Source organism: Granulicatella sp. 20925_1_45 (genome assembly GCF_041433555.1).
GTDB lineage: Bacteria > Bacillota > Bacilli > Lactobacillales > Aerococcaceae > Granulicatella.
This window is the reverse complement of the sequence record NZ_JAPWBR010000012.1, coordinates 32,532-59,079: the sequence shown is the minus strand read 5'-3', so window position 1 is coordinate 59,079 and position 26,548 is coordinate 32,532. Positions and strand designations below refer to the sequence as shown.

The following is a 26,548-nucleotide window of genomic DNA, read 5'->3' as shown; positions in this document are numbered from 1 at the left end:
TATGTTACATTTTGCTTTTTTCTAGTACTATTTTGCTAAAAGTATTAACTGTCTTATCTTACGTTATTTCCACTAACTCGTATACATAATTTTCCCCGCTTTGCCTAAACAAAAAAGAGTAGCTTTTGCTACTCTTTTTTGTTTAATGTCGTAAGTTTCTAACGTACCGAATAGTAATTATTATTATTTTCGTCTGAATAAATCACCATATTCTTCAATTAGTTTTTCTAAATTCTTTCCTCTTCTTAGATTGATTATAAATTTCTCTAAAATAACTTGCTGATACATTTTATCAGTCTTAAGGAAATTACTGATACTTGTAACACGTTGCTTTTCATATTCTGATTCATATAAATCATTAATATGAACAATCAAATCATAAAGAAGATCTTCGATTTTTTCATCGATATCATCGCCGTGATAATTTGAAATGAAATATCCATATTCGAATTGATCTAAATCCTTTTCAATACTTTGATTTCTAACATCAAAATCGTCGTTTACAACCCTATAGATAAAACCTATTAATGCTATAATGCACAACTTGGCATTACTCAACACATTCATTTCTTCTACGCTCAAAGCGTTCTTTGAATAACCATCTTCAAATTTTTTAATAGTTTCATCTACACGTTTATTCAATTGAATCAAATCTACAAGGAAATCAATTTTATGAGGATGCTTCCCGTATTGTTGATAAAATATTCTATTATAATGCGAGTTATTAGAAAATAACGACTTCTTATTAGATCTCGCTGTTCCTGGTTTCTGAATAACAAATGAATAATACAACTGCGCTAAGTCATCATTCTTTAGTTTTTTATCTTTGAATTTTTTAGGAGCCGAAATACCTCTTTTAATTTCTAAAAAATAATCTCTTTCTAACAACAATTTTTGTAAAGCAATCATTTCAGGAGAATTAGATTTTAAATCTCTAGGTTGAATTGGTTTTTGCGAATTTGTAGTCTCTGCAATTTCATTATAGAACCTCATTGTTTCTTTATTATCTAGCTTTTCTGTACTTTTTACAATCTTACATAGAACATAAAAATCCTTTGAATTGTCTTTTAAGTTTTTTGAAATTAGAGTAGTGGTTTGTCCACCGTTCACAATTGAAAAGTTATACATTTTTACAGTATTTCCATCAATTCTATAATCCTGACATGCTATCGTAAGGCCATTGTTCTTGAACCAAAAATCATCTTTTTCATGAAGAATTGTATTTTTAATAGCTTCATCAACATTTTTTGCTTTAACATATCTTCTGATATTTAAATTAAATAAGCCTGATGTCTCAAATCTATCAAAAGCATTTTTCAAACTTACAGCACTGATATTAAATACACTACCCTCATATTTTTCCGATCTGTAGTTTAAAATATTCTTTGATTTATCAATATCAAAGCTGAACTCTGATACAACATTTAGCTCTTTTTGAAGATCTTCTATAACCTTTTCAATATCACTAACATCATAAAAAATTAAATCAGAAAAAATATTTTTATCTCTTACTCTATCTCTTACTTTGATTTGATCAAAATTAGATAAAGATGAAAAAATAACCTCAATATTTCCCTCATTTTCTTCGTTAAGTCTATCTAAAACATTAAGAACCTTTTTCTTCATATCTCTACTAAATTCTGTTGTAGCACCACTATAAAAGGCTTTAATCGTACTAATTATTTTTTCGATTTCTGCGCAGACAGAATTTACATCACAGTTATTTGAATATTTATTTTGTCCAATAACTACTTTGCCATTATCATCATCAAAATAAACAAAGTCGATTCCTCCATCTCTTGAACCATCTGTAATATTCTGAGATGTTAATTTATTCCAGTTTTCTCTATAATCAATACTGTTGTAACAAAACAATGAACAAATTAAATAATCAAACGCTCTTTCTTCAGAAATCTCGTCTCCCTTTGAATCTGCTATTTCTATTATTTTACTAATTTCTGATTCAATATAACTCAAATTGATCACCCTTCTTTTAACCTTTATCTCACAAAAAATGATTGCGCTTTCTAAATTATATATGATCTTAAAATGATTGTCACTATTATTTTTATAAATTAAATAGAATTTTATTCATTATTATGGATTTATTTGGTTATAATCCTGTTATATCAACTATCTTTCCCTTTTACAGAAATCTTATTCGTGAAGTTATTCTAGAAGATATCTGGAATCGAAGTTATTTAGATTAATATTTCATCAAGATGAACAAAGACCACTTGCATTTCACTGCAAGTGGTCTTCTCTTTCGTTGCACTTTTTTCTGCTCTCTCCCCTAATTCGTCCCGATACTCATGGTTTCTGGCAAGGTGCTGCCGCCGTCGATGACGATTTGGCTTCCTGTGAGATAGCTGGCTTCATCGCTTCCTAGGAAGGCGAAGAGTTCGCCGACTTCGAGTGGGTCTGCCAAGCGTTTCATTGGTACGCCTACTGCGATGTCTTGGATGGCACTTTCTGGGTTGTCTGGGTTGGATTCAATCGCCATCTTTTCAACCATTGGCGTTCTTGCATAGCCCAGTTGTGAGCAATTCACGCGGATATGACGGTCTGCGTATTCGACGGCCAAGCATTTCGTTAAGCCAACGAGCGCTGCTTTTGTCATGGCGTAGGCTACTTCTCCGGCATCGGCTACAATATCCCCTGTTACAGAAGACGCAATAACGATGCTACCACCGCCTTGTTCGAGCATATAAGGGATGACGGCTTGACAGCTATTCCATACGCCTTTGATATTCACATCGATATGGAAGTCGCGCATTTCATCGCTCATTTCTTCAAATGGAGCTAAGCGGCAAACCCCAGCGTTGCAACAAGCCACATTCACTTCCCCGAAGGCGTCTTTTGCCTTCTTGGCTGCTTCTTTCATATGGTCTTTATTGGAGACATCTCCGACATAAGTAACGATTTGGGCTCCGTAAGTTTCTCTTAATTCTTTGGCCGTTTCTTCGACTTCTGGTAATAAGTCGACAAGGCACATCTTAGCGCCGTATTTGGCATAAACCGTTGCGATTCCCTTTCCAAGTCCAACGGCTGCTCCAGTGATGAGTGCTACTTTTCCTTCTAATTTTTTCATGGTTTTCTCTCCTTTACGTGAACTTTTCTGCACCTCCAGTGTACCTTTTTGAAACCGTTTTATCAATCTTATTTTCTATGTTTTCGAGTTTTTATCCTAACCTTTTTTGTTTTCTAGAAATGACCTCCTTTTATTTTGCATTTCACTTCTTTTTTCAATACGATAGTGTCAAAGATATTTAGGAGGTCTTAAGATGGCAAAGTCTAAAATCCATACGCTACAAATTGACTCCAGTCTAAAAGAACAAGCAGAAGCCCTATTTTCTAGCCTGGGTATGACTCTAGAAGAAGCAGTCACTCTCTTTTTAGAAGCATCCATCCTACATGGAGGATTCCCTTTTCCAGTTGACCAGACTCGTTATAATCACGAAACCGAACTGGCCCTTCAAGAAGCACTCGACATTCTTTCTGGAAAGCTTCAACACTCCACTACTTCTGTCGATGAATTAATTGAAGACTAACTAGCAGTATCCAGTCACTCCTCGGAGTGGCTTTTTTTTGCACAAAAAATCGCCTTCCAGAAGGCGCGCCTTCCGTCCAGCGATGGTTTTCGTTTCAATGGTTATTCTTGCCCTTTGACTTCAGGCGTTGCGACATCCTCACCAAACCACTTCTGGCTAATTTGTTGGAAGATGCCCTCTTGATAGAGTTCCTTGAAAGCTTGATTTAGCGCTTCGAGGAGCTTCTTATCGGCAGGCCGTACCCCTACCGCGAAAGATTCACTCTCGAATCCTGAAGGGATGGTGTCGTACTCGTCGGCAATGCCTTCTGTTGTGAGGTAGTAATCCGCGTATACACGGTCGATAAGCAAGGCGTCGATACGGTCATTCTTCAAGTCGATAATGGCCTCGTTCACACTTTGGTATTGGTCGGCGTCCCCGCCTTTGACACGGTTCTTCAACACTTCTGGATGTTCTTCAAAATCCAACATCCCTGAAGAGCCGTTTTGTGCGCCAAGGACTTTGCCCGTCATATCTTCTACGGAGTGAATGCCACTCGTTTTCTTCACGACTAAGATTTGCGTATTTTGCATATAGGGAATCGTGAAGGCGACTTTCTCGCGGCGTTCATCTGTAGCGGAATACCCATTCCAGATGGCATCAATCGTGCCGTTTTGGAGTTCCGTTTCCTTCATGTCCCAGTCAATCGGTTGGAAGTGAACCGTGATGCCCAGTTTCTTCGACACGTACTGGGCGAGTTCGATATCAAAGCCTGCATAGTTACCATTCTTCTCCTCAAAGCCCATCGGAACAAAGGTATTATCGAAGCCGACCGTGATGCTCTTTTGTTGTTGGTATTTATCCCAGTTATCGACTGTTGGATTGCTGGCCAGTTGCGTGCAGCCTGCAAGAGTCATGACCGTCACCCCTACAAGCGTCAAAAGCCCTAGGATTCCTTTTCGTTTCTTCATAGCGGCCTCCTATTTCGGTTCAAACGTCAAGAGTTCGTCCGCGATATTCTCGGCAAAAGTTAAATCGTGGGTCACGACGATTTGCGTCATTCCGAGTTCTTTGTTTTGGAGGATTAACTTCTCTACTTCTAGGCGAAGAGCTGGGTCGAGCGCTGACGTTGGTTCGTCGTAGCCGATGATTTCAGGGTCAATCATCATCGCGCGTGCCAAAGCCACCCGTTGTTTTTGTCCGCCTGAGAGTGAATACGGGAACGCGTCCTCGTGTCCAGAAAGGCCAAGGCGTTCTAATAGTACGCGTGCCTTCGCATTTGCTTCCTCTTGGGGCATGCCATTCATCTTCACAGGTGAAATCGTTAAGTTTTCTAACACGGATAAATGTGGGAATAATTGGAAGTCTTGGAATACGAATCCAAGGAGTTGGCGCTTCGAAAGTTCATCAAGCGCTAAAGGTTCGCCGTTATAGAACACTTCTCCAGAGTCGATTTTTTCAAGCCCTGCTAACATCCGAAGCAAGGTCGTTTTCCCGCCTCCTGAAGGTCCGACGATGGCCAAGATTTTTCCTTCGTGGATGGTTAAGTTGAAATCGGACAAGATTTGTTTATCGCCGAATCGTTTACTAATATTGCGTAATTCTAACATCTGCTTGTCCTCCTATTTATAATAACTAAATTTCTTTTCAATGCGTTTCGCCACAAGCGTCACAATTCCGATAACGATAAGGTAAATCGCTCCTGCTAGAAACATCGGAACGAGGCTCGCGTCGCGGTTAGCTGCGGTACGGCTGGCTAGAATCAGGTCTGAGATTCCAAGCGCGTATACAAGAGACGTATCTTTGACAAGACTCATGATTTCATTGAAGACACTTGGCAAGACAATCTTCGTCACTTGTGGAAGAACGATATAGCGAATTGTTGCTCCCGGCGTGAATTTCAACACTTTCGCTGCCTCATACTGCCCTTTTGGAATCGTATCGATCCCTCCGCGGAAAATCTCCGCAAAGTACGCTGCATAGTTGAGCGTGAAGGCAATGAGCGCTGCCGGTAGTCGGTCTAGTCGAATGCCGACACTTGGCAAGACGTAATAAATAAAAATGAGTTGTAATAACAGAGGCGTCCCTCGCATCACCCAGATGTAGATATGGATGAACCAGTTGAGTGGCTTCCATTTCAGTTGCATCGCAAAGGCAATGAGAATGCCCAGCGGAATCGAGAAGATGAGCACGAGTGCAAACACTTCTAATGTCGTCACTGCTCCGTGTAATAAGCTTGGTAAAATTTCCATTAAATAAGACAATGATACGTCCTCCGACCTCTAAGAATAGCTACTAGTATATCATATTTCATCCCTAAATCAGAAATGATATTCCTAGTAATAAAAGAAGGAATCAAGCAGTGATGCACTTGATTCCTTTATTTGTTATATGAATGGTGATTCTATTAGAAAGATACGACTTGTTCAACAGAAGTTACAATTTGAGAAACGAGCGCTTCTTCACTCACTCCTGTCACTTCTTTGACAACTTCCGCAAGAGGTTTTTGTGCAAGTAATGATTGCAACTCAACTGATTGTTGGTCGCTATCATCTTTATAATCAAAGACATACGCAACAGTCTTCAATAGGTTGTCATATGAAAGTCCACGTTCACGTAATTCACGGATAGGACGGATGAAGCGTTCGTCGTATCCTAATTTACGAATTGGTGTTCTTGCCACACGAGTAACATCATCCACGATAAATGGATTTTCGAAACGACTGATAATAACTTTATGGTAGTCTTTTAAGGCTTGTTCGTCAAAGCCCCATTTAGCGATAAGAAGACTTCTGATTTCTGCAAGAACGGCTTCTACATTTTCTTTTACAGTTGGATTTTGAAGAGCTTCAAGGATTGTCTTAGAACCGTAGTGTGCGCCTGTATATGCTGAAGTCGCATGTCCTGAGTTCACTGAGAATAATTTTCTTTCGATGAATGGTTCAAGATCTTCTTCGTAATGCACTCCTTCTAATTGAAGAGATGGGTTTTTCATACGGCTTGTTTCAACCACCCATTCATTGAAAGGTTCCACCACCACAAAGAGTGGGTCTTCATGCGTTTGCGCTGGAACGATACGGTCTACAGCTGCATTCGGGAAGCCGACAAATTCTTCCGCATAGGCAAGGCCTTCTTCACTTAAGTATTTTTTGACTTCTTCGTATAAGAATTGAGAACCGCCAATCATGTTTTCGCACGCTAGAACATCAACTGGAGTTGTATTTCCACTAACACGGCGTTGTTCAATTCCTTTTGCGATAAGTTCCGCAATGAATGGTAAGATATTTGGTCCGATGGCTGTTGTCACTAAGTCTGCCTTAGCAACGGCTTCTACGACTGCTTCTGGATTCTTAGCATTATTAATTCCACGCACGTTCGATACGGCAATATGGCGTTGTCCTTCTTCAGCAATCTCGATTTCGTAAGCACCACGTTCATTTAAGGCGTCAATGATTCTTTCGTTGACGTCAACGAATGTGATTGAAAAGTGATTTTCAAATAACAATTCTCCGATAAATCCACGGCCAATATTTCCTGCGCCAAAATGTACTGCATTTTTCATATTTGATGACTCCTTACTCTACATTATTTAATAAGCGAATAACTTCTTCAACCGATTGTGCATCCGCTAATTTCACAACATTATCCACGTCTGCACAGAAGATTGAGATTTTTTGGATGATTTCTAAGTGTTCGTCTCCAAGTCCAGCAATTCCGAATAATACGGTCACGACTTTTGGATCTTCTTGCGTTCCGAAGTTCACTCCTCGAGGAACTTGAACAATCGCAACTCCTGAAGAATTCACTTCTTTTTTAGCTGCATCTGTTCCATGTGGAATTGCAATGAAGTTTCCCATATAAACAGATAAGTCTGCATCTCTTTGAACCATTGCGTCCACATAGGCTTCATTGACATGGCCTGCTTCAACAAGCAAGCGTCCACAGTAACGAATGGCTTCTTCTTTGTTCTCAAAAGCTTGATTCAATTTAATTAGTTTTTCCTGAAATTCCATGGTTAATTCTCCAATTTCTTAATTTTTTCGTTGAATATGGTATTCAATAAGTGATAGATGATTTCTTGATTCCCCGTACGATAGATTTCAGTATAGAGATTATTTTCAAGAATGGACTGGCTAATCGCTGTCATCAAGTTTCTCACTTCTTCACTCTCATCCAATTTCGTTAACATCACTAGAATTCGTTTAACCTGTTCCCTGCCGTGCGTCATGGATTTGGCTTCAACAGCTTGTTCTAAGTCGATAACGACAAAGTGACTTTCTAAAACTGTATGCGACTGTGTATGCAGCAGTGCCAGGTTCGTATTAGGAATCGCAAGTGGACTCTCTTCAAAGCGTCTCAGTAACTTATCCGCCAAATAGTCCGCTCCATTCACTAGCTGTAAGTTCTGGATGAGTTGGAAGACGGTCTTCTCAAAGGTCTCTGTATTCTGAACGTACATCAAGCGGAAATTCTTTAACAGCTGACTCGAAGATTGTAGGTACGCCTGTAAATCAAACGCAATTGTTTCAACAGGACGTTCCGTTCGGCGAACTGTGATATTTTCTTGGACGCGTTGTAAGCACTCTTGTAATTCCAGGATTTCCTTAGCAGAAGGAAAGGCAGAAATGGTATCAAACTGATAGCCTACCACTGGCTTTGTCGACAATGTGTAATCAAAAGCTTGAAGCTCAATCCCCTCGAGCTCACTACTGGAGACCACCTTGATTTGTCCCACGAACGGTGCAATACTTTGCATTTTTGTAATCAGTAAGTTCGTCATGAGTGGTCGTTCATCCGTCACAAGTAATACGCGAATCGGATAGATATCCGGACTTCTTCTTAGACTCGAAGCAAAATGCAACGTAATGAGAGAATGTTCATACTCACTGTTCAGATAACTTGGGAAGATATCGCGAACAACGAGGCTGACGATATCATTCAGATACTCATTTTTCTTGGTGACTAGAGACGCCACATGATAAGACGAACCTTCTGGGTATAAAACCGGTACGGCTAAGGCTAGCTTTAGATGATGAAAGAGAAACGTAAAGAGAGCTTTATCTCGAATAAAATCAATCTTCGTAAAACGCGAAACGCTATCGATTAATTGGCTGACGCTGTAGTAGAATTCACTATCAAAGCGTTCGCGATAAAGAGGAACTTCCTGTCTCTTTAGTACCGTTTCATCGATGATTTTGGCAAACGACACGATCTCTTGTATATTATAAAAACGTGATGACGCTTCATCGCTAAGCTCCTTAAAGAGCGTTTTCGAAATGGTGAGAGCGTCTTTGGAGATGCCACTAATCGTTTTGGGGCTTAACCGATTATCCGCTAATGCTAATAAAAAAGTTAAGAACTCCTTGATTTTTGGATCTAATGTTCCAAGAGCGGTACTTTGCCCTTCTAAGGCCTTTTTGCATACGGCAACTGTATTCTTTTCTAAATGACTAAATCCTTCCCATTGCCCGTTCGCCAATTCCTGTATAGAAATAGCATTAGACAGGACGATTGCTAACACTCTCCTCTTTTGCCAATCATCTCCTTGAATCATATATCCTTTTTGGCGGTTGAGTGTCAGATTGAAATGTGCTAATCGCTTCTCAATCAGTGCAATGTCCTGAATAATCGTTACATTTGAAACGAAGAGGTGCTCTTGGAGCACCTCATTCGTAATAGGGCTCTCTTCACTAAGTAAGAGATAGGTGAGGTGTAATAACCGATCTGTCGGGGTGCTGCTCATCGTGATCGTATCACTCTCTAAGCGTTGCAAGTCTCCTTCTAGATAGTATTTTTTCCCCTCTTTAATTAGTTGGATGCCTAAAGGTTCCAAGCTAATGGTTAAATCAGAGATGGTCCGATAAACCGTTCTTGTTGAAACCTTTAAGAGTTCCATCATTTCTTTTACGGAAAGCTTTCCGAGTTCCAGAAAGGCTTTAATCAATTGTTCTTCTCGATTTGTAAATAACATATCTTCATTATACTCTTTTATCGAGAAAACCTTTAATTATTTGTGCATGCGAGCAATTAATTTATCATATTCTGGTGTTGTTACAACACTGTCGACTACTAATAATTGCGCATTTGGTGCAGCTTCTTGTACTTGTGATTGTTGTGCAATCGTTGTAACAACCAAGATATTTTTAGCATTATGTTCTGCTAATTGATCAAGTGGAACTGTCACAACTGGAATCTTCACATCATTTGAACGGAAGATAGATTGTAATGTTTCACGACCCATTGTTGCAGATCCTTCCGCTTTGTCATAAGCAAAGACAACTTCGTCGACAAAGTTTAAATCAACTGCTGCATCTTCTTGCGCTGGTGCAACTGTTTCAGCTGAGTGAACGGTTCCGTTTGTTAATTGTGCTACGATTTCATCGTATTTTGGTGATGTTAAGAAGTTATCAACGGCTACGTGAATAGCTCTTGGTGTACGTTGTGCAGCGCGGTCTGCTAATTCTTCTTGAGTGACAATTAATGTGTAATCTGTATCTTCAAGTGTTGAGATAGCTTGGTTTGTAACAGGAATATTTTCAAAACCTGCTTTTTGAATTTTGTTACGAAGAAGTGAAGCACCCATTGCTGAGCTTCCCATTCCAGCGTCACATGCAAAGATAATACGTTTTACTGAATCAGTAGAGATTGTTGAAAATTCAGGTGAAGCAGCAGCGGCTTGTCCTTTTGCTTTTGCTTTTGCAGCTGTAGTAGCCGCTTGAGCAGCTTCAAGTGATCCTTCTTCTGAATTGTCGAGTTTTAAGATGAATGAACCTACTACAAATGATACAGCAGCAGCTACTAATACACCGGCTAATACAACTAAGTGAGGCATGAACCCTTTAGGAGCCATTCCTAAGATTGCGATGATTGAACCTGGTGAAGCAGCTGAAGTTAATCCTGCTCCTAATAATTGGAATGTGAATGTACCAGATACACCACCTGCGATAACAGCAAGGAACATTGCTGGTTTCATCATTACGTATGGGAAGTAAATTTCATGAATCCCACCGACGAAGTGAATTAACATTGCACCCCATGAAGATGATTTTGCAGAACCTTTTCCGAAGAACGCAAAAGCAAGTAAGATACCAAGACCTGGTCCAGGGTTAGCTTCAAGTAAGAATAGGATTGATTTACCGGCATCTACCACTTGTTGTGTTCCAATTGGAGTAAAGATTCCGTGGTTTAATGCATTGTTTAAGAATAAGATTTTAGCTGGTTCAATAATGATGTTTGCTAATGGTAATAATTTAACAGTAACTAATGCATCTACCCCTTGTCCTACTAATGTTGTTAAGTTCGCAACAACTGGTCCAACTGAATAGAAAGCAACAAGCATCATACCGAATGCAAGGAAACCTGCAGAGAAGTTATTGACTAACATTTCAAAACCAGGTTTGATTTTTGGTTGTACTGTTTGGTCGAATTTCTTCATTAGCCAAGCTGTAAGAGGCCCCATAATCATCGCACCGATAATCATTGGTACTGTAGTTCCTGCGACTGCCCCGAATGCAGCAACAGCACCGACAACACCTCCACGATGTCCGTATACATTGAATCCAGCTGTAAACGCGATTAGAATCGGAATTACGTAAGTTAACATTGGGGATACCATCTTACTTAACTCTTCATTTGGAAGGTATCCGTTTGGAATTACTAATGCCGTTAAGACACCCCAAGCGATTAAGGCTGGGATATTTGGCATGACCATATTAGAAAGTGTTGTTCCAAGTTTTTGGAGTCTCACTTTAAAAGATTTGTTTGACATTTTTCTTCTCCTTTATTCTAGAATGACGTTTTCCAGCACCTGAAAAACGCACTCCTTATTTGATGAATTTATCATACAATACTTATCTAGATAGAAAAACTCAAATTTTGGCAAAAAAAATGTGTCATAAAATGAATCCTGTTATGACAATTTTTAAATATAAAAGAAATGAAGCAACAATGTACTGACCCAAAAAAGTTAGACAATTAATTAAAGCGAAGTATTTAGTTCTGTATTGTACAGGATTAAGTCCTTTTAATTTTACTTTAATTCGTTTTTTGTTGTAATAATCATAGACTCAACGATTGGCTCCTCAAGTTTTTTAGATTTAAATTTTTTCTCGTACCCATACTCATGCTTTCTAATAAGGTGCTGCCGACGTCGATGACGATTTGTCTTCCTATGAAGGAACTGGCTTCGTCGCTTCCGAGGAAGGCAAAGAGTTCGCCGACTTCAAGTAGTTCGGCCAAGCATTTCATTGGTACGACTACTGCGATATCTTGGATTGTACTTTCGTACATTCAATGCTCCTTCGTCCTTTTTTCCGCAAAAGAAAAACACCTGTAGTTTTTATCCTGCAAGTGTTTATAAGGTTCGTTTCTAATCAATGACGCCTTGTTCCCTCTTTCGGCGCTCTTTCAACAAGTCTTTGACCGAGATGAGGACCACGGCTGCTAGAATCATCGCCATGCCGACAAAGTCAATCATAAAGAATTGCTCGTTCATGATGAGGAAAGCGAAAAATACCGCAGAAATCGGTTCGACGGCAGCAATCAAACTACTCTTCACCGGTCCGATATAGCTCGTTCCTTTTAAAAACATCGTGTACGAGATAATCGTTCCAATAACGATAATGCCTACGAGGGCAGCAATGATATCCAGGCTATATGTGATGTCCAGCGTTGTAAGGCCGCTCGTCGGGAATAGAATCACTCCGGCAATAACCATCCCTACTCCAATCACAGTTAGACTCCCGTACTCTTGAATGAGTTTAATCGGAAGCATGATGTAGATGGCATACGTAAATCCGCTAAAAATCCCCCAGAAGAGCCCGAGTGGCGTGACGCTCAGTTGATTGAGTTGCCCGTGTGTGGCAATAATGAATGTCCCCAGAATTGCTAGGACAATCGACATCACTTCAGACATGGTTGGTGCCGTGCGATTTTTTAAGCACATGTACACGAGAATAATCACTGGGCAGAGATACTGCAAGACCGTGGCGGTACCGGCATTACTGAGGTGAATCGCCTCAAGGTAAGTAAACTGGTTCATGAAGAGCCCGATAAACGCAAAGATCGTAATCTTAGCGTAGTTCTTCTTTTCCTTGAAGAAGGCGACGAGTTGTCCCCGGGTGAACGCGTAGCTCATCGTGAGCAGGCAGACTCCGGAGATAATGAGTCGTAGGTCGGTCAAGGCAAGCACGCCCATACCGTGTGCCATCAAGTATTGACCACATGCGCCACTCATTCCCCAGGCAATCCCGGCAAAAAGCGTCATCAAGGTTCCTTTAATAATTTGATTTTTTGGTTGGTTTGGTTGTTCTGTTGTTTTCATACTCTCGATTATAGCACATCTACTAGCGTTTCTTCACGAGTTCAAGTGTTCCTATTTCAGATTTCCCATAGATTCACGATTTCAGTGCCCTGAAGCGATTCGTTTATTGCAGTTCCATTTTATTCCTATGACAAAAGTGTGAATTTTATTTTAGGAAATTGCGGTTTCCGTCCTTATTTGGTACACTTAAAAAGGAAAAATTTAACCAAGGAGGTTTTTATGAAACTTACAGGTAAAGTCACACTCTTAACGGCTGCCCTATTCGCCCTTTCGGCACATGCGGTTGCTGCAGAGACGACACAAACCGAAACGACCGTTCAACCAACGACAGAAACAACAACGACTGCGGAAGGGACTCTTCCAAAAGATTCTAAAAACGACGTCGATATTCGTGTGTATAAGCCAGGTGAAGAACCAAAATACACTGGTCTTTACAAAGCAGATGGCGAAACGTACTACCAAGTGGATAGTAAGCCAATCACAAATACATGGAAATGGCACGGAGGACGCTGGTACTACTTTGGCGCTGACGGAAAGATGTTAAAATCAACTGTTACTCCAGATGGCTATCTTGTGGACATCGAAGGGATGCTCGTTAGTCCAGGCTGGAGCTACCAAGGTGGTAAATGGTACTATGCTCTATCTGGCGGAAAAGTATTCCGTGGCGACTGGAAGAAAATCGGTGGTGTTTGGTACGCATTCCACGATAATGGTGTGATGTACTCTCACGAATGGAGCGGCAGCTATTTCTTAAAAGATAGCGGTGCGATGGCCGATAACGAATGGGTTTTCGACAGAAACTACAATAGCTGGTTCTATATTAAACCAGGTGGTACTTACGCAAGCCGCGAGTGGAAAGGCGACTACTACTTGAAGGCTGGCGGATATATGGCCAAGAGCGAATTCATTTACGATCCAAATTACAAAGCAACGTACTATTTAAAAGAAGATGGAACCTATGTTAAAAATCAATGGCTTCAAATTAAAGGCAAATGGTACCACTTCCGTAAGTATGGAGAACTCGATACAAATAAATGGATTGGTTCTTACTACGTTAAGGCTGACGGTATGATGGCTGAAAACGAATGGATTTACGATCCGAACTACGGTGGTAAATTCTATCTTCAAGCTGACGGTGTTTATGCTCGAAACATCGTTACCATCGATGGCAAAAAACACGCCTTCCAAGAAAATGGTTTATGGATTGCAGAAGTTCCTGCTCCTGTTAACTACGGAAACTACAAAAACGTGGTCTTCCTTGACCCAGGTCATGGCGGACGTGACCCAGGTGCAGTATACAACGGACTTCGCGAAAAAGATTTAAACATGTCGATTTACCGTAAACTTAGAAGCGAACTTGAAAAACTTGGCTACACTGTTTTAACGTCTCGCGACTCAGATGTGTATGTGGACTACGTTACTGAACGTTCTGAAATGGTGAACAAGACGGATGCGGATGTATTTATCAGTATCCACTTCAACGCAACAGGCGTTCCAGGGGCAAACCGTAGCGGTGTGGAAACATACATCTACGAACCAGACGACGACATTAAGCCTCGTATTAATAAAGTGGCTCATGACAACCCTGTTCGTCTCAGCGAAAGCAAACGTCTAGCCGAAAACATTCATAACTCAGTTGTGTCTGTTGCAGGTGCAAACGACCGCGGTGTTCACGGGTCTAACTACGCTGTTCTTCGTGAAACAGTTAAACCTGCCGTTCTAATAGAACTTGGGTACATGGATAGCCCTGAATACAAGAAGATTAGCGATGATAAATACCAAAACAAACTCGTTGAAGGGATTGTTAAAGGTCTTCGCAACTTCTATAAGACAGCTAAATAGATTTTTTAATCTTTTCATTTTATTAACTTAAACAATATAGACGCAGTAGACAAATGGATTGACCTTCACTATCAAGTAGTTTGGTCAATCCTATTTGTCCTTGCGGGGGTAAGACTACGAAGAAACAGAAAAACACTGTTTCTTCTGTCTTACTCCCATTTCTATTACCCAAAGGTTCTTTGTATTTTAATAGACTTAAAGAATTCTTCCTCACACAACTTTCTTAAGAATCTCAAACACTACTCAATCTGTGCTGAAGACTTTTCCTCTTTTCATTATGCCCACCGTTCAAATGAGACTACGCTCAAACTTTCACTTTATAATTATTCCATTTAATGATAAAATGAAGACAACCAACTTTAGGAGGCACGTTTATGTTTTATAAGATTAAGAAGATGATTTTAGGTTTGTTGGCGATTGCCAGCCTACTGCTTATCGCAGGCTGTCAGGCATCTACACAGCAAGGACCTAAAGCTCCACAAGATTTGACGAAAAACCCACAAGGAACGTGGTTATGGACCGAACAACAATCGACGTTGCAAAAGGTATTCCTTGCTACTAATGTGGAATCCCGCGCTGCAGCATTGATGTTGGATGACTTAGATAATGTCAAAATGACGATGACGATTAAAGACAAGACGGTTGAATTGAAGTATCGTTTTGACTATCTCAAAATTTACGAAGACCAATATAAAGGACAAAACCTTACGACACCTGATTTCAAAACATATGTCCAAAAGAAAACAGAAGATTTAAAAGCCTATGTAGCAACTCTTCAACATACAAAAATCACAGTCGACGAAGCAAATTACGCATATGACTATACGCTAACAGGAACTATTGATCCGGACAATCACACGATTACTTTCCCGGAAACTCCAACATTCCTAAGCAAAATTATCTTAGGACCTACTTCCAACCCACTAGAGGCCATGACGTATAACTATACAGTAGAGGGAAAACAAATGACCCTTTCTGCTGAGGGCAAAAATGATAAAGGCTTGAAGCTTGTGATGCGTCTTCGTTTCAACTATACAGAAGAGAACAAATAGAAGGAGTGATGAATGATGAAAATGATGAAAAAAATTTCGCTATGGACAATGTCGCTTCTTACTCTTCTACTCGTTGCAGGATGTGCTGAACAAAAGCCAGAACAAACGACTGCTGAAACAACAACAGAAGCCCCTGCTCCAGTCGCTCTTGAAGGTGAATGGCAAGCAATCGACTTTAGAGATACATTAGAACGTACATTTTTATATACTTACAAGGACGCGTATACCCGATTGAGAGTAACAGAGGCTTTTGAAGATGTCTCTCCTACTTTAACCATCGAGGGAACAAAAGTGACTCTTACGTACACGGCCGATATGAATAAATACTTCGAGTTCTTTGCTGAAGCACATAAAGATATCGCTAAGGACAAGGCAGAAGCTGCTAGAGTTCTTGCTGCAAATGCCCAAAAAAATATTAAAAAATCGGAAGACTTATCTGGTACTTATAACGACGAAACTTATATCTATAAAGGAAAACAAGAAGGTGGCGTTCTAGACACAAACGCAAAAACGATTGTCTTCCCGGATGTTCCAAATCTATTTGGTATTCTTCCACTTTATATTTCTTCAACAGAAGTCCCAATTACGTATCATTATGAGGTCAATGGCGATATTCTTACAATGTACGCTGAAAAGGTCTTTAAAGAAACTGGAATCCGTTTGGTTTATCCGATGAAATTTAAGAAAGTGCAAAAGTAATTTATTAAGTGCATTATTAAAATACTCTCGAACCTTTGGTTCGTAATAGTTATGATAACTGCTACATCGGTTTGAGCCTCAGGTCTCAAACCTAGCAAGCTTCAAAGAGCGGGTAAAAGTTAAAAACTTTAACCCGCTCTATTTCACATTGCTTGTTTGTCGCGGTTATCATAACTATTACCCAAAGGTTCTTCGTATTTTAATAGACTTAAAGAATTCTTTCTTACACAATTCTTCTTAAGAATCTCATATAATCGCTTCCTTCTACTAAAGACTTTTGCTCTTTTCATCTTGAATAATCAGTGAAATGACAAAGCAAGGTTGTAATTTTCGTGAAAACCGTTGCAAACTTATATCAATAAACGTATCATAAAGGCATATACAAGACTCTTTTTAGGAGGTTCACAATGGGTAGACTTGGAAAGAAATACATGTTCGCTCTGCTTTCACTTTTTTCAGTATTCGTTATTGCAGGGTGCTCTCAAGGCTCAAATAACTCCGATAGTTCGGCAGCTGCTAAAACGGAAGAAACGAAAATAACAACAGAAATCGAAGGCGAATGGAAACTAACAGACATTCATAATTCAATGCAGTCTGTTTATTCTATATACAAATTAAATGTTGATACATTTGGAAAGTTATTAACGACTTTTGACGACTTAGACATGCGCTTGAAGGTTAGTGGCGAAAATGTGGAAGTTAGCTACTCTACTGACTTAAATCGTTTTGCAGAGGACTATTATAAAATCTCTAAACAAGATATAACACTTGAAGCTTTTAAAGAAAAACTATTTCCAAAAATTAAAGAATTAGCAGACCCTTACAAGACAAACAAAGTCACTACAGATACAGCAACGGGTGCCTTTACTTTCTACGCCCCAGGGACTGTCAATGCTAAAGATAAAACCCTGACCTTCGAAGAACCGTTAAACTTCATTATGTACTTCCCTGTGACATTTACGGAGGCATATGATCCAGTCACGTATAAATACGAATTAAAAGATAATCTACTAATTATCTCTATGGACGGAACCGAAAAAGAAACACAGCTACCGGCTCATGTTGAATTAAAATTCGAACGTGTCACTGGTTCAGAAAACAAAACGAAAGAAGCAACTTCTAAACAGACAGTTTCTTTAGATGGAAAATGGGAACTGATGAATACTAGAGAAGCCTTACTACGAGGGCTCTTCTATCGTGTGAATATAAAAAATAAAAAAGCTTTCCAATTAATTTACTTGAATGCGTTAAAGGATTTAAAACCAACCTTAACGATTTCTGGAAATACCGCTGCTTATGACGTTTTGGTTAATCTAACAGACGCCTATAATGCCGATTACGACTATTATTATCAAACCACTAAGACAGAAAATAAAGATTCAAGAGAAAAATACATCAATTTCTACTTTAATCGACTTAAAACAGATTTATCAGTAAGTTTGAACTCTAAAATTGAAATTGATGAGGCAAACTACAGTGTCCATACTGTAGTACCAGATGGAAAGGTGGATACAAATAATAAAACTATCACTTTCCCAAATCCAATGGCTATTGCAGATTTCGTCATTTTTTCTGAAGCATCTCAAGCATATTTAGAAACAACTTATCACTACTCATTAGACGGTGATATCTTGACAATTACTTATGAAAAGCCTAATTCTAGCAAAATTTATAATATTTACTACGAATTGAAATTCAAGAAAGTTCAAAACTGATTTCTATTAAAATACTTTTAGAACCTTTGGTTCGTAATAGTTATGATAACTGCTACACCGGGTTGAGCCTCAGGTCTCAACCCTAGCAAGCTTCAAAGAGCGGGTAAAAGTTGAAAACTTTAACCCGCTCTAATTCACATTGCTTGTTTTGAGCGGTTATCATACCTATTACCCAAAGGTTCTTCGTATTTTAATAGACTTAAAGAATTCTTCCTTACACAATTCTTCTTAAGAATCTCAAATACTGCTCCATCTGTGCTGAAGACTTTTCCTCTTTTCGTTATGCCCACTGTTCAAACGACACTCGCTCAAAGTTTCACTTTATAATCATTCCAGTTAATGATAAAATGGAAGTAACAACTTTTAGGAGGTAACTCTATGTTAGGTAAGTCAAAGAAGATGCTTTTCGGATTCTTGGCGTTCGCTACTCTACTCTTCGTTGCAGGGTGCCAGAGCCAAACGACCGATTCTAAAGCACAAAATGCATCCCCACAGGAATCCTGGGAATGGACTGAACAACCTTTAACGATGCAGAAGATTCTCTTGGCTATGAATATCAATAAATTTGTTGCTGCATATGTAGTAGAAGACTTCAACGACGTAAAAATGACGCTCGATATTAATGAGAATACGGTCGAATTGAAGTACTATCTTAGCGTAAAAAAAATTTATGAGGATCAATACAAAGGCCTCCAACTGAAAACTCCTGATATAGATACCTATGTAAAAAATAATTTTGAGGGGTTCAAAGAAGCTGTTAAGAAATATCAGCATGCACAGGTTACAACAGACGATGCGAACTTGGCCTATGACTACTCTTTAAAAGGTGAAATTGATAAGGAAAAACATACAATTACCTTCCCTGAAACACCGACTTTCTTAAAGGGGCTTGTCATGGGAATTGGCATTGATCCTTTGAAACCTATTACGTATAACTACACAGTGGATGGCAATCAAATGACACTCTTCATTGAAGGCGATATTCAAGAAGGCTATCCTCGAGAAATGCGTATTCGTTTCAATCGATTAGGCGGACAATAAGAAAGGAGTGGCAAACATGAAAAAATTTACTTTATGGATGGTTTCCCTCTTCTCTCTACTGTTCATTGCAGGATGTGGAAACGAACAACAACAAGTACAACAAACACAAAGTCAAACTCCAACCACAGAAGCTCCAAAACCTGCTTCTGTTGATGTGGAAGGAACGTGGCAAGCCGTCGACTTTAGAGATACTCTTGAGAAGGTATTTCTACTCCAATACGACGATGCGGCCAGTCGCTTAAAGGCAACAGAGGCCCTTAAAGACGTCGTTCCAGTCCTCAAGATTCAAGGAAATAAGGTTACATTTGAATACACCGCAAACATGTCAAAATTCTTGGATGCGTATGGGGATGTGATTGGCAAAAAACAATTTAGCTACAAAGAAAATGCGATTAACTATATTGTTGGTCTAGCAAAAACGACGTATGGTAATCTCAAATACCACACAGTTGACTGGAATGAACAAACATCGACGATTAAATCTGTGTTGAAAGATGGCGTTCTAGATACAAAAAACAAAACGATTACCTTCCCGGAAGTTCCAAATATTTTTGCAGTCATCCCACTGTATATCACCGACCAAGAAAAACCGTTGAAGTATCAATATGAGATTGTTGGTGACACGTTGACGATAAAAGCAGAGCGTATACTGAAAGAGGAAAACTTGCATCTGGTATACCAAATGAAATTCAAGAAAGTTTCTGAGGCAAAAACTAATTAACGAATATAAAACTCTTTTTAAGGAGGTCTAACAATGTTTAGACATAGTAAAAAAATCATTCTTACTCTACTGACTCTCTTCTCAGTTTTGGTCATTGCTGGATGCTCTCAGGGCTCAAACAACTCTGAAAGTTCACCAGCTGCTACAACAGAAGTACCGAAGAAAGTAAACGATATTGAGGGTGAATGGAAACTAACGGACATTCGTAATTCAATCCAATCTATTTACTCTTTATTCGAAATAGATGAAGTACAATTCGGATACTTTTTAACAATTTTTGACGACTTAGACATGCGTTTGAAGGTTAACGGTGACAAGGTTGAGGTCAGCTACTCTACTGACTTAAATAATTTCTCAAACAATCTTTATAAAGGAACTAATAAAAAAGATTCTGCTGAAGTTTTCAAAACAAACCTATTTAAACGTACTAAAGAATTGGCAGATAAATACAAGACAAATAAAGCCACATTGGATGTGACAACGGGCGCCTTTAGTTTCTATGCTCCTGGAACCATAAATGATACAGATAAAACTATGTCCTTCCAAGAGCCGTTAAACTTTAACATGAGCTTTCCTATGACATTGACGGAGACATATGACCCAATTACATATAAATATGAATTGAAAGATAATCTTCTTCTCGTTTCTTTGGATGGTATTGATTCTAAAACCCAGCAACCCGCTCATGCAGAATTAAGATTCGAACGTGTCACTGGTTCAGAAAATAATACGGCAGCAACAACTACAAAACAGACAGCTTCTTTAGACGGAAAATGGGAACTTATAAATTCTAGTGACGCCTTCTTACGTGGGCTTTTCTATCGTCTTCATGATCAATATGAAAGAAAACTGCTTCTACAAGTTTACTGGAATACGTTAAAAAATTTAAAGCCAACAATAACAATTTCTGGAAATAAAGCTACTTATGAGGGTTCGGTTAATCTAACAGACGCCTATAATAGCATCTACGAATATCATAAAAAAAATGCTAAAATAAAACTAGAGCCAAAAGAAGAGTACATACGTACGTACTATTTTAATAATATGATTAAAACAAATTTAAGTGCGAGTAAATATTCAAAAATTGATATTGATGAGGCAAACTACACTGTCCATACTGTAATCCCAGATGGAATAGTTAATACAGACAGAAATATAATTACTTTCGATAATCCAATGGCTATTTCGGATCTTGTCATTTTTTCAAACTTTTCTATAGCAATGTTGGATACAGATTATAACTACACAATAGACGGCGATATTTTAACCCTTACCTATGAAAGGCATGAAACTGGCCGAAGATTTAATATTTACTATGAATTGAAGTTTAAGAAAGTTCAAAACTAGTTTCTATTAAAATACTTTAGAACCTTTGGTTCGTAATAGTTATGATAACTGCTACACCGGGTTGAGCCTTAGGTCTCAACCCTAGCAAGCTTGCAATTTTCATATTGTTAACTTAAATAATGTAGACGCAGTAGACAAATGGATTGACCTTCACTATCAAGTAGTTTGGTCAATCCTATTTGTCCTTGCGGGGGTAAGACTACGAAGAAACAGAAAAGCACTGTTTCTTCTGTCTTACTCCCATTTCACATTGCTTGTTTGTCGCAGTTATCGTTCCTATTACCCAAAGGTTCTTCGTATTTTAATAGACTTAAGGGACTGAATTTCACTTAATATACCTAAAGAACCTCAAATACTGCTCCAGCCGTGCAGAAGATTTTTACACTTCTCATTTGAATAATCGGTGAAATTACGGGGCAAGGTTGTAATTTTCGTGAAAACCGTTGCAAATAAAAATTGTAATCGTTATAATTTAATTATATTAGAATTACTCTATTAAGGAGGTCTAACGATGTTTAGACATTATAAGAAATTATTTTTAACACTAGTTGCTCTATTCTCAGTTTTCGTACTGGCTTCTTGTTCTCAAGACCAAAGCAGCTCTCAAAATGCCGCTCAAACAGAAGCACCAAAAGTGGAAACAATTGATGGTGATTGGGAATTGGTCGATGTAGTCGATGCTTTTTCGTATTCCATCGGAGCCTATACTCTCTATGGATTAAACTTTGGACGATTGCTTGACTCTGTCAAAGACTTCAAAATGGACATGAAGATTGAAAACAATACGGCAACGATTAAATACGATTATAACATTGATAACTTTATTAAAGCTTTCTCCACTTTCTCAAAAGACGCTAAAGGAAAGACTGAAGAAGAATTCAAAAAACTCCAATATGACTCTCATGAAAACCTCGCAGCCGACTTTAAGAAATACAAAGTCAGCATGAATAAAGAAACAGGTGTATTTAGCTACGAAGCAACGGGTTCTATTGATCAAGATGCCAAAACTATGACCTTTGATGAAGGAATTTCAGTAGCAAACTCATTCTTCTTCTCATTTGGTGAAAACCGCATTTCGCCAAACACATATCATTACGAACTAAAAGATGACATGCTTTACGTAACTATTGACGGAAAAGCGAAGAAAAATAATCTTCCAGTTCACTATGAACTACACTTCAAACGTAAAGGTAGCACTACTCAAAAAGACCCAGTTCCAATTGAAGGAAAATGGCAAGCCATTGATTTCAGACCAGCTCTTCAACGTAGCTTAGCCTATAAAGACTTTGACAATGATGATTCAGCTATCAAGCTGATCTATCCTGAGGCATGGAAAGATTTGAAACCAACGTTAAACATTACAGGTACATCAGTCGAATTTGACTATACTGTATCGCTAGCAGATGGTTTTGGAATGTTCTACGATTACTTAAAACAAAAAGACGGATCTAAAGTAACGCAAACAAAAGACGAATATATTAAAAATCAATTTATTAGATTATCGACTACTCTACAAGGAGCTGCTAAAGACTACCCAAATACAACTTATGAGTTTGATAAAGATAATAGCACGATTCATTCTGTATTGAAAAATGGTAAATTAGATACAGCAAACCAAACGATTGTCTTCCCAGAAGCAATCAATATTGTGCAGCTTGCAATCCTATCTATTGGACCTGCCAATAAAGAAACTACGTATAAATACTCGATTGATGGAGATATTTTAACGTTGACGATTGAGCAACGCGATGGCAAGAATAATTTAAATACGGTTATGTCTGCCAAATTCAAAAAAGTAGCGGAATAATCTCTTCGCTAGGAACATTTTCCCAGACAGCTCTAAAAAAGAATGTAGTATTACTACATTCTTTTTTATGTCCTAATAGTTATTTTTTTAAATAGAGGCAGAACCGTAAAGTGTGTTTATCCGAATCTCCATCCAAGCTAGTCCAATAAATGAAGAGCTGATTGGCTCCTTCTTCTCCTGTTGAATAATGGTGAGGTGACGGAAGAAAATGGTAATTTTTGTGAAAACCCTTGTAAAATAAAAATATTAGAAGTATAATATAAGCATAATACAACAATCTGTTTGAAGGAGGTCTAACAATGATTAGACAAACTAAGAAACTGTTTCTTGGTCTCTTCTCTCTTGGCGCAATTTTTGTGATTGCTGGATGTGGACAGAACCAAGCTTCAGACCAAAATGCCAATAACGCGCAACAAGCGCAAGCACAACAAGAACAAAAAGATACAAATAATATTGCTGGTGAATGGGAATCCGTATTTGAGCTCGAATCGATTCAAACAGCTTTTTCCCCATTTGATATGAACTCTTATACATTTAAAAAATTTATTGAAGCCTTTAAAGATTTCAAGATGAAATTCTCCGTTGATGGCACAAACGTTAAGCTAAGCTATCAATATGACTCGAAGAAATTTGCCAAAGCTTACTACGATATTTCTAAGGATAAGAAAAAAATGACAGAAGACGCATTTGTTAGCCGTTATATTAACGGACAAACAGAGTTCGTGCAAAACTTCAAGAAATATAAAGCGTCAATGGATACATCAACTGGAACTTACAGCTATGAAGCTACAGGAACGGTTGACGAAAGTGCGAAGACTGTCACATTCGACGAAGGGCTCATCATTCTTGACTCTTTCCCTCTAACGACAGCGGGTAAAGATCATAGATTAGATCCAGCAACTTACAACTATGAAGTAAAAGACGGCATCTTGACCATCTACGCCGATATGAAGACGAAGGATAATCTTCCTGTTCATTTTGAACTGACTTTCAAACGCGTACCAAGTGCAGAAAAGAAATAGAAAGGAGATGCGACCATGTTTAAACAATACTTAAAACCATTATTCATTGCTGGCTGCTCTCTTTTAATGCTTGCCGGCTGCGGAAATCAAACTGCTACAACGACAACTACAACAACTGCTCCTTCCAATCCACTGGAAGGAAAATGGGAACAAATCGACTTCAGAAGTACTCTCGAACGTAGCTTAGGATATGAGGAGTTTTCGAGTCGACTTCCACGCCGACTCATCTACTCTGATGCCTTCAAGGACGTGACGCCGACACTAACGATTACAGGGGATTCTGCCGTATACGATCTTACAGCAACGACCAATGTGGCTGTCGGCAACTTCTATGACTACGCGAAGGCTCAAAAGTTAACAAGTGTCCAAGGAACCAAAGAACAATATATTAAAAATCAGTATGACGATTTGAAAAAAAACCTGGAAACTTATAACAAACATAATCTCCCCCTCAGCTTTGAGTTCAATGATGAAAAATATGAAATCCATCAAACCTTAAAAGAAATCACCATTAACGAAAGTGCCGGTACGTTTGAATTCAAGAACGCACCAATGTTCATTGATTTAGTAACATTCTCGAGTGGGAAATTCGTATATCCAGTGACCTATAAATATACCCTTGAAGATGGAATATTAACACTGTCACTCGAACAAAAACAAGACCTTGACAATGGAGATTCGGTTACTCTCTACTACACAATGCGTTTCAAAAAAGTAGCGGAATAATCTATTCGCTAGGATGACTTACTTAGACACTCTAACAAGCCAAAAAGGAATGTAGTTAGACTACATTCCTTTTTTTATACTCCATTTCCACTTTAAAGTATTCCGTAGAATGATTTGCGATTTTTGTCACAAAGAGTTACGATATAATAATAAGAACAACTTTTAGGAGGTCCTTTTATGAAACACTGGACTAAAAAATATTGGCTAACTCTGTTAACGGTTTTATGTGCCCTCCTATTTGCAGGATGCAGTACCGCAACAACAACTAGCCAAGCAACTACACAAGAAACAACTGTTGCGCAGAACGAAACTCTTGATGGCACTTGGGAATTAACTGATGTGAAGACCACTTTAAGAAAATCATTTGTCCTAAGAGGTGCTGACCCAACTCAGTACGCCTATGCGATTGATGATTTAGCTGACTGGAAACCGCAACTCGTCATTTCAGGAAATGAAGCTGAATTTAAATACAGCTATAACTTCACAAAATATTACGAGAATCTATATGAACATATTTATAAAAATGCTTTCCCAGATAAATCCGAATTCAAGTCTGTTTTATATGATGGTTATGCAAAAATCCTTCCAGCTTTAAAAGTCACTAAAATCGAGATGGACAAAGAAACGAACCAATTCGATTTCTCTCTGCCTGAAGGTGCTATAGATACAAGTAACAAAACGATTACTTTTAAAGAAACACCAACTCTCCTCATGACATTTTCATTAGGAATTACCATGCAACCCGCTCGTCCAATCACTTATCAATATGAATTAGATGGGGATACCCTCGTAGTCAGCGCTAGAGGCAATAACGAGCGAGGCGTTTTAGCAACCATGAAAATGACATTCAAGAAAGTAACAGAATAGAAAGGAGCCTTCACATGTATCAATCAATAACAAAAAAATTAACACTGTGGGTTGCTTTCCTTTCACTACTCCTTCTTGCAGGCTGTACCGGAAAACAAGAAGAAACTACTGTAGCACAGTCTGAAGCGACAACCGAAACTGCCAAACAGGAAGTTTCTTTAGATGGAAAATGGAAGATTTATAATCTGCGTGACAGTCTAGAAAGCATTCTAATATACACTAATCCGGTAGATCAATTTGACGGATTGCTAATTATGCTAATCGGTGCTGAAAAAACAACGATTGCTTCTGAAATTACGATTAATGGTAATACTGCTGAATATCATGGCGCCTATGATATGAATATTAGCTTTGAAGCATACTATGATACTGAGTTTAAAAATCAAAATATTTCAAAAGAAGAAGGACTCAAACGATATCAGAGCTATGTTGAACTTCTTTTCAAAAAATTCCCTGATGCAGTCGGTGGTCTTTCAGAGGATAAGCAGACCCTTGATGGAACGATTAAAAACGGGAAAGTGGACACTCAAGCAAAAACCATTACTTTCACTGCCCCAATTTTCTTTGCAGGTGACATACGAGCAACAACTTCTGTTCTCAGCGACAAACCTGTCACATATTCATATTCAATCGAAAATGATATTCTAACGTTAACACTCAGTGGAAATGACGAAATTTATAATCTTCCAGAAACAATTGTCCTTCAGTTCCAAAAAGTTCAAGAATAAGAAAAAGGAATCAAGCAGCCGCTTGATTCCTTTTTCACTTCAATTCTACTTTTAATTTAATTAATATAAATTATACTACAGTCTGATTTGGATATCTACGTAGTGGCGATAATAACTGTACCGGGGTGA

23 protein-coding genes and 1 pseudogene are annotated in these 26,548 nt (G+C 38.6%); 13 read left to right on the top strand and 11 right to left on the bottom strand.

The genetic code is table 11. The features are described 5' to 3' along the window. Positions 1-183: 183 nt before the first annotated feature. Positions 184-1,977, bottom strand: a complete 1,794-nt coding sequence (locus tag O3798_RS05410; protein ID WP_371463831.1) for an AIPR family protein — start codon at positions 1,975-1,977, stop codon at positions 184-186. Positions 1,978-2,293: 316 nt separating this feature from the next. Beyond that, positions 2,294-3,091, bottom strand: coding sequence for an SDR family oxidoreductase UcpA (gene ucpA / locus O3798_RS05405; RefSeq protein ID WP_371463829.1), 798 nt, complete (start codon positions 3,089-3,091; stop codon positions 2,294-2,296). Between the two features lie 193 nt (positions 3,092-3,284). On the opposite strand from ucpA, the gene O3798_RS05400 reads away from it, so the two are divergent. Further along, the gene (locus tag O3798_RS05400; RefSeq protein WP_371463827.1) at positions 3,285-3,551 is read left to right on the top strand and encodes a type II toxin-antitoxin system RelB/DinJ family antitoxin; all 267 of its coding nucleotides are present in this window, start codon (positions 3,285-3,287) and stop codon (positions 3,549-3,551) included. Between the two features lie 101 nt (positions 3,552-3,652). Here O3798_RS05400 and O3798_RS05395 read toward each other — a convergent pair whose 3' ends face one another. The 9 genes and pseudogenes from O3798_RS05395 to O3798_RS05355 form a co-directional block, all read right to left on the bottom strand. Further along, a complete protein-coding gene (locus O3798_RS05395) occupies positions 3,653-4,501 on the bottom strand; it encodes an amino acid ABC transporter substrate-binding protein (RefSeq protein WP_371463825.1) in 849 nt (282 codons plus the stop codon). Between the two features lie 9 nt (positions 4,502-4,510). Then, on the bottom strand, positions 4,511-5,140 hold the full coding sequence (locus O3798_RS05390) for an amino acid ABC transporter ATP-binding protein (protein ID WP_371463823.1): 630 nt from the start codon (positions 5,138-5,140) through the stop codon (positions 4,511-4,513). A gap of 12 nt (positions 5,141-5,152) precedes the next feature. After that, positions 5,153-5,794, bottom strand: coding sequence for an amino acid ABC transporter permease (locus O3798_RS05385; protein ID WP_371463821.1), 642 nt, complete (start codon positions 5,792-5,794; stop codon positions 5,153-5,155). Positions 5,795-5,937: 143 nt separating this feature from the next. After that, on the bottom strand, positions 5,938-7,092 hold the full coding sequence (locus tag O3798_RS05380) for a mannitol-1-phosphate 5-dehydrogenase (protein WP_371463819.1): 1,155 nt from the start codon (positions 7,090-7,092) through the stop codon (positions 5,938-5,940). A 13-nt stretch (positions 7,093-7,105) separates the two neighbouring features. Then, positions 7,106-7,543: a PTS sugar transporter subunit IIA gene (locus O3798_RS05375; RefSeq protein WP_371463817.1), complete on the bottom strand. Its 438-nt coding sequence runs from the start codon at positions 7,541-7,543 to the stop codon at positions 7,106-7,108. Between the two features lie 2 nt (positions 7,544-7,545). After that, entirely contained in the window at positions 7,546-9,522 is a 1,977-nt protein-coding gene (locus O3798_RS05370; protein WP_371463833.1) for a BglG family transcription antiterminator, read from the bottom strand. A 15-nt stretch (positions 9,523-9,537) separates the two neighbouring features. Continuing rightward, positions 9,538-11,298, bottom strand: a complete 1,761-nt coding sequence (locus tag O3798_RS05365) for a PTS mannitol transporter subunit IICBA (RefSeq protein ID WP_371463815.1) — start codon at positions 11,296-11,298, stop codon at positions 9,538-9,540. Positions 11,299-11,515: 217 nt separating this feature from the next. Beyond that, positions 11,516-11,649: pseudogene (locus O3798_RS05360) on the bottom strand (IS3 family transposase); the annotation flags it as partial. 249 nt (positions 11,650-11,898) lie between these two features. Further along, positions 11,899-12,852: a DMT family transporter gene (locus O3798_RS05355; RefSeq protein WP_371463813.1), complete on the bottom strand. Its 954-nt coding sequence runs from the start codon at positions 12,850-12,852 to the stop codon at positions 11,899-11,901. 219 nt (positions 12,853-13,071) lie between these two features. Here O3798_RS05355 and O3798_RS05350 point away from each other — a divergent pair, with 219 nt between their 5' ends. The 12 genes from O3798_RS05350 to O3798_RS05295 all read left to right on the top strand — a co-directional run bounded on the left by O3798_RS05350 (position 13,072) and on the right by O3798_RS05295 (position 26,419). Further along, complete coding sequence (locus O3798_RS05350) at positions 13,072-14,694, top strand: N-acetylmuramoyl-L-alanine amidase (protein WP_371463811.1); 1,623 nt, start codon at positions 13,072-13,074, stop codon at positions 14,692-14,694. Positions 14,695-15,068: 374 nt separating this feature from the next. Then, positions 15,069-15,746, top strand: a complete 678-nt coding sequence (locus O3798_RS05345) for a hypothetical protein (protein ID WP_371463809.1) — start codon at positions 15,069-15,071, stop codon at positions 15,744-15,746. Positions 15,747-15,761: 15 nt separating this feature from the next. After that, entirely contained in the window at positions 15,762-16,445 is a 684-nt protein-coding gene (locus tag O3798_RS05340; protein ID WP_371463807.1) for a hypothetical protein, read from the top strand. A 407-nt stretch (positions 16,446-16,852) separates the two neighbouring features. Then, a complete protein-coding gene (locus O3798_RS05335) occupies positions 16,853-18,160 on the top strand; it encodes a hypothetical protein (protein WP_371463805.1) in 1,308 nt (435 codons plus the stop codon). 378 nt (positions 18,161-18,538) lie between these two features. Beyond that, positions 18,539-19,201, top strand: a complete 663-nt coding sequence (locus O3798_RS05330; protein ID WP_371463802.1) for a hypothetical protein — start codon at positions 18,539-18,541, stop codon at positions 19,199-19,201. Between the two features lie 16 nt (positions 19,202-19,217). Next, on the top strand, positions 19,218-19,922 hold the full coding sequence (locus O3798_RS05325; protein WP_371463800.1) for a hypothetical protein: 705 nt from the start codon (positions 19,218-19,220) through the stop codon (positions 19,920-19,922). 33 nt (positions 19,923-19,955) lie between these two features. Continuing rightward, complete coding sequence (locus tag O3798_RS05320; RefSeq protein ID WP_371463798.1) at positions 19,956-21,269, top strand: hypothetical protein; 1,314 nt, start codon at positions 19,956-19,958, stop codon at positions 21,267-21,269. Positions 21,270-21,780: 511 nt separating this feature from the next. Further along, entirely contained in the window at positions 21,781-23,076 is a 1,296-nt protein-coding gene (locus O3798_RS05315) for a hypothetical protein (RefSeq protein ID WP_371463796.1), read from the top strand. A 299-nt stretch (positions 23,077-23,375) separates the two neighbouring features. Further along, positions 23,376-24,098, top strand: a complete 723-nt coding sequence (locus O3798_RS05310; protein ID WP_371463794.1) for a hypothetical protein — start codon at positions 23,376-23,378, stop codon at positions 24,096-24,098. A gap of 15 nt (positions 24,099-24,113) precedes the next feature. Continuing rightward, the gene (locus O3798_RS05305) at positions 24,114-24,824 is read left to right on the top strand and encodes a hypothetical protein (RefSeq protein WP_371463792.1); all 711 of its coding nucleotides are present in this window, start codon (positions 24,114-24,116) and stop codon (positions 24,822-24,824) included. A gap of 177 nt (positions 24,825-25,001) precedes the next feature. Further along, complete coding sequence (locus O3798_RS05300; RefSeq protein ID WP_371463790.1) at positions 25,002-25,691, top strand: hypothetical protein; 690 nt, start codon at positions 25,002-25,004, stop codon at positions 25,689-25,691. A gap of 14 nt (positions 25,692-25,705) precedes the next feature. Continuing rightward, positions 25,706-26,419, top strand: a complete 714-nt coding sequence (locus O3798_RS05295; RefSeq protein ID WP_371463788.1) for a hypothetical protein — start codon at positions 25,706-25,708, stop codon at positions 26,417-26,419. Positions 26,420-26,548: the final 129 nt, after the last annotated feature.

Excerpts from the sequence above, each read along its gene's own strand:
- ucpA (WP_371463829.1), bottom strand. The coding sequence starts at position 3,091 with ATGAAAAAATTAGAAGGAAAAGTAGCACTCATCACTGGAGCAGCCGTT.
- O3798_RS05400 (WP_371463827.1), top strand. The coding sequence starts at position 3,285 with ATGGCAAAGTCTAAAATCCATACGCTACAAATTGACTCCAGTCTAAAA.
- O3798_RS05395 (WP_371463825.1), bottom strand. The coding sequence starts at position 4,501 with ATGAAGAAACGAAAAGGAATCCTAGGGCTTTTGACGCTTGTAGGGGTG.
- O3798_RS05390 (WP_371463823.1), bottom strand. The coding sequence starts at position 5,140 with ATGTTAGAATTACGCAATATTAGTAAACGATTCGGCGATAAACAAATC.
- O3798_RS05380 (WP_371463819.1), bottom strand. The coding sequence starts at position 7,092 with ATGAAAAATGCAGTACATTTTGGCGCAGGAAATATTGGCCGTGGATTT.
- O3798_RS05375 (WP_371463817.1), bottom strand. The coding sequence starts at position 7,543 with ATGGAATTTCAGGAAAAACTAATTAAATTGAATCAAGCTTTTGAGAAC.
- O3798_RS05365 (WP_371463815.1), bottom strand. The coding sequence starts at position 11,298 with ATGTCAAACAAATCTTTTAAAGTGAGACTCCAAAAACTTGGAACAACA.
- O3798_RS05355 (WP_371463813.1), bottom strand. The coding sequence starts at position 12,852 with ATGAAAACAACAGAACAACCAAACCAACCAAAAAATCAAATTATTAAA.
- O3798_RS05350 (WP_371463811.1), top strand. The coding sequence starts at position 13,072 with ATGAAACTTACAGGTAAAGTCACACTCTTAACGGCTGCCCTATTCGCC.
- O3798_RS05345 (WP_371463809.1), top strand. The coding sequence starts at position 15,069 with ATGTTTTATAAGATTAAGAAGATGATTTTAGGTTTGTTGGCGATTGCC.
- O3798_RS05340 (WP_371463807.1), top strand. The coding sequence starts at position 15,762 with ATGAAAATGATGAAAAAAATTTCGCTATGGACAATGTCGCTTCTTACT.
- O3798_RS05335 (WP_371463805.1), top strand. The coding sequence starts at position 16,853 with ATGGGTAGACTTGGAAAGAAATACATGTTCGCTCTGCTTTCACTTTTT.
- O3798_RS05330 (WP_371463802.1), top strand. The coding sequence starts at position 18,539 with ATGTTAGGTAAGTCAAAGAAGATGCTTTTCGGATTCTTGGCGTTCGCT.
- O3798_RS05325 (WP_371463800.1), top strand. The coding sequence starts at position 19,218 with ATGAAAAAATTTACTTTATGGATGGTTTCCCTCTTCTCTCTACTGTTC.
- O3798_RS05320 (WP_371463798.1), top strand. The coding sequence starts at position 19,956 with ATGTTTAGACATAGTAAAAAAATCATTCTTACTCTACTGACTCTCTTC.
- O3798_RS05315 (WP_371463796.1), top strand. The coding sequence starts at position 21,781 with ATGTTTAGACATTATAAGAAATTATTTTTAACACTAGTTGCTCTATTC.
- O3798_RS05310 (WP_371463794.1), top strand. The coding sequence starts at position 23,376 with ATGATTAGACAAACTAAGAAACTGTTTCTTGGTCTCTTCTCTCTTGGC.
- O3798_RS05305 (WP_371463792.1), top strand. The coding sequence starts at position 24,114 with ATGTTTAAACAATACTTAAAACCATTATTCATTGCTGGCTGCTCTCTT.
- O3798_RS05300 (WP_371463790.1), top strand. The coding sequence starts at position 25,002 with ATGAAACACTGGACTAAAAAATATTGGCTAACTCTGTTAACGGTTTTA.
- O3798_RS05295 (WP_371463788.1), top strand. The coding sequence starts at position 25,706 with ATGTATCAATCAATAACAAAAAAATTAACACTGTGGGTTGCTTTCCTT.